The organism is Streptomyces sp. NPDC004647 (assembly GCF_040609575.1).
Lineage (GTDB): Bacteria > Actinomycetota > Actinomycetes > Streptomycetales > Streptomycetaceae > Streptomyces.
This window is the reverse complement of the sequence record NZ_JBEXKU010000174.1, coordinates 1-4,007: the sequence shown is the minus strand read 5'-3', so window position 1 is coordinate 4,007 and position 4,007 is coordinate 1. Positions and strand designations below refer to the sequence as shown.

1 protein-coding gene is annotated in these 4,007 nt (G+C 72.5%); it reads right to left on the bottom strand.

What is annotated here, in order from left to right:
- Positions 1-4,007: SDR family NAD(P)-dependent oxidoreductase (locus ABZW18_RS34265; RefSeq protein WP_356195301.1), on the bottom strand; the 4,007-nt coding region annotated here is incomplete at both ends.

Here is a 4,007-nt window from a genome sequence, read left to right as displayed (position 1 = left end):
TCGGGGTCCCGGTCCTGGCCGTAGGTGGCCAGCAGTGCCTGTGCCTCGATCGGGTCACCGAGCTTCGTGCCCGTACCGTGCGCCTCCACCGCGTCCACCTCGGCGCCGGTGAGTCCGGCGTTGGCGAGAGCCTGGCGGATGACCTGCTGCTGGGAGGGGCCGTTGGGGGCGGTGAGTCCGTTGGACGCGCCGTCCTGGTTGATCGCCGAGCCGCGGACCACCGCGAGGACGCGGTGGCCGTTGCGCCGGGCGTCCGACAGACGCTCCATCAGGACGACGCCGACGCCCTCCGCCAGTGTCATACCGTCGGCGGCCTCGGAGAACGGCTTGCAGCGGCCGTCGAGCGCGAGCGCCCGCTGCCTGCTGAAGCCCACGAAGGCGTGCGGGGTGGCCATCACGGCCGCGCCGCCGGCCAACGCAAGCGAGCTTTCTCCGCTGCGCAGCGACTGGCAGGCCAGATGCATGGCGACCAGCGAGGACGAGCAGGCGGTGTCGACAGTGACGGCCGGGCCTTCGAACCCGTACAGATAGGACACCCGGCCCGACAGCACGCTGGCCGCCGTGCCGGTGACCATGTGCACCTCGGAGCCCTCGGTGCCGTTCCGCACGCTCGTCGAGTAGTCCTGGTGGCTCGCACCGATGAAGGTGCCCGCCGTGCTGCCCCGCAGGGAGTCCAGCTCGATCCCGGCGCGCTCGAAGGCCTCCCAGGAGGTCTCCAGCAGCAGTCGCTGCTGCGGATCCATCGACACGGCTTCACGCGGTGAGATGCCGAAGAAGGCGGGGTCGAACTCCGCGGCCTCGTGCAGGAAGCCGCCTTGGGTGGAGTAGGTCCTGCCCTGCCGGTCGGGGTCGGGGTCGTAGAGCCCCTGGGCGTCCCAGCCGCGGTCGGCGGGGAACTCGGAGATCACGTCCGCGCCGTCCAGGGCGAGCCGGATCAGTTCCTCCGGTGAGCCGGCGCCGCCGGGGTAGCGGCAGCTCATGCCGATGATGGCGATCGGGTCGTCGTCCCCGTTCGCGGCGGACGCGGTGCGCGCCGCCGCGGCCGGTTCCTGGCCGCCGCCCAGGGCGGCGGACTTCAGGAAGCCCGCCAGCGCGACCGGGTTGGGGTAGTCGAAGACCATGGTCGACGGCAGCGTCAGCCCCGTGGCCGCGACGATGCGGTTGCGCAGGTCCACGGCGGTCACCGAGTCGAAGCCGATGTCGCGGAAGGCGCGCCGCTCGGGGAAGGACTCGGCGGAGGCGTGGCCCAGGACGGCGGCCGCCTCGGTGCGGACCAGCGTGAGCAGCAGACGCTCCTGCTCGGGGCCCGACAGGTCGTGCAGCCGCGCCGCGAGGTCGCTCGTCCCGGGTCGGGCACCGGCCTGTCCGGTGGCCGGGGTGAGCAGGCGCGCGACCTCGGGTACCTCGTCGAAGAGGCGCGTGGGGCGGCCGGCGGTGAAGACCGGGTAGTACGTGTCCCAGTCGATGTCCGTGAGTCCGATGACGGTCTCGTCCTCGTCGAGGACCTTGCCCAGTCCGCTCAGCGCCAGTTGCGGGTCCAGGTATTCGAGGCCGCTGCGGCGGATGTGGTGCGGGTCGGCCAGCTCGCGCTCGATGTCGTCGGGCCACTTGCCCCAGTGCACCGAGGTGGTACGCAGGCCACGGGCGCGGCGGTTCACGGCGAGCGCGGAGAGATAGGCGTTGCCGGCGACATAGGCCGCGTGGTGGCCGCTCCCCCACATACCGGCGGTGGACGAGTAGAGGATGAAGTCGTCGAGTTCCTCGTGGTCGAGCAGTTCGTCGAGGTGCTGGGCGCCGGTGACCTTGGCGTGCACGACGTCGGAGAAGGACTCCATCGTGGTCTCGGCCAGGGTGCACAGCTCGATGACGGCGGCGGTGTGGATGACCGTCCGTACGGTACGGCCGTCGGCCTTGAGGTTCGCGAGGAGCGCGGCGACGGCGTCTCGGTCGGTCACGTCGCAGGCGACGGCGGCGGCTTCGGTGCCCGACTCGGCCAGTTCCGCGACCAGTTCGGCCGCGCCGGGGGCGTCGATGCCCCGGCGGCTGGCGAGCACCACATGCCCGGCGCCCCGGTCCGCGAGCCAGCGGGCGAGGTCGGGGGCAAGGGTTCCGGAGCCGCCGGTGACCAGTGTCGTACCGCGCGGTGTCCAGGTACGGGATCGGCCCTGTCCACCGTTGCCCGCGCGGACGATACGGCGGGTGAAGACTCCGGAGGGGCGGACGGCGAGCTGGTCCTCGTCGCCGAGCGCGCCCGCGAGGGCGGACACCACGCGCCCGGCCGCCCGCTGGTCCAGCGTCGGCGGCAGGTCGATGACGCCGCCCCGGCGCTGCGGGTACTCCAGTGCCGTGGTCCAGCCGACCCCGGCGACCTGGGCCTGCACCGGGTGCGTCAGCGGGTCGGACCGGCCGGTGGAGACCGCGCCTTGGGTGAGGAACCACAGGGGCGCGTTCACTCGGGCGTCGCCGAGGGCCTGGACCAGGGAGACGGTCAGCGCGAGGCCGAGGGTGAGGCCCGGGTGGCGCCCGCCGCGCTCTTCGGCCGCGGCAAGCGTGGAGACGATGCCGGTGACCGCGCCGATGCCGGCCAGCCGCTCGGCGAGGACCACGCGGTCCGTGTACGACTCGTCCAGGACCAGTCGGGTCACTTCGGCGCCCGCTCCGGCCAGCAGGCCGGTGGTCTCGCTGTCGTCGGTGCCGGCGGCGGAGACGACGAGCCAGGTGCCCGTCAGGGACTTCTGCGGGACCCTCGCCAGCGGCGACCAGGTCACCCGGTAGCGCCAGGAGTCGACCGTGGAGAGGTCGTTGCGGGACTTGCGCCAGGCGGAAAGCGCCGGCAGTACGGCGGCCACCGCCTTCTCGTCCGTACGCAGCGTCGAGGCCAGCGCGGAGAGGTCCTCCCGCTCCACGGAGGCCCAGAACTCCGCGTCCTGCGGATCGATCGCGTCGACCCGGTCGATCACGGCGGGGATGTTCCAGAAGCGCTCGTGCTGGAAGGCGTAGGTGGGCAGGTCGATCCGCCGGACATCCGTGCCCGCCCAGAGTCCGGCCCAGTCGACGTCGACCCCGCGTACGAAGACCTCGGCCGCGGAGAGCAGGAAGCGCGACAGGCCGCCGCGCCGGCGTCGCAGCGTGCCGGTGGCGACGGCCGGTTCGCCGTACGCCTCGGTCATGTCCTGTACCGACATGGTGAGTACCGGATGCGAGCTGACCTCGATGAAGACGCGGTGTCCGTCGGCGAGAAGGCCGCCGACCGCTTCGGCGAACCGCACTCTCCGGCGCAGGTTGCGGAACCAGTAGCCCGCGTCCATCTGCTCGGTGTCCAGCCAGTCGCCGGTCACCGTGGAGAAGAACGGGACGTCACTGGCGCGCGGGCTGACCGGCGCGAGGACATCGAGGAGTTCGTCGTGGAGGTTCTCCACCTGCGCGGAGTGCGAGGCGTAGTCCACCGCGACGCGGCGGATCCGTACCTCTTCCGCCGTCAGCAGGGCCGACAGTTCGTCCAGCGCGCCGGGCTCGCCGGAGACGACGACCGAGTGCGGGCCGTTGACAGCGGCGACCGACACCCGGCCCTGCCAGTCCTCCAGCCGGCTCTCCACCTCGTCGACCGGGAGCGGCACCGACATCATCCCGCCGCGGCCGGCCAGCATGCGGCCGATCGCCTGACTGCGCAGCGCGACCACCCGGGCGCCGTCCTCCAGCGAGAGCGCACCGGACACGACGGCCGCCGCGATCTCACCTTGCGAGTGGCCCACGACCGCCGAGGGCTCCACACCGTGGGCACGCCAGAGGTCGGCGAGGGAGACCATCACGGCGAAGGACGCGGGCTGCACCACATCGACCCGTTCCAGTGACGGTGCGCCGTCCGCCCCGCGCAGCACCTCTTCCAGCGACCAGTCCACGAAGGCGCCGAGAGCCGCGGCGCATTCGGCGATCCGCTCGGCGAAGACCGGTGACTCGTCCAGCAGCCGGGCTCCCATGCCCACCCACTGCGAACCCTGTCCGGGGAA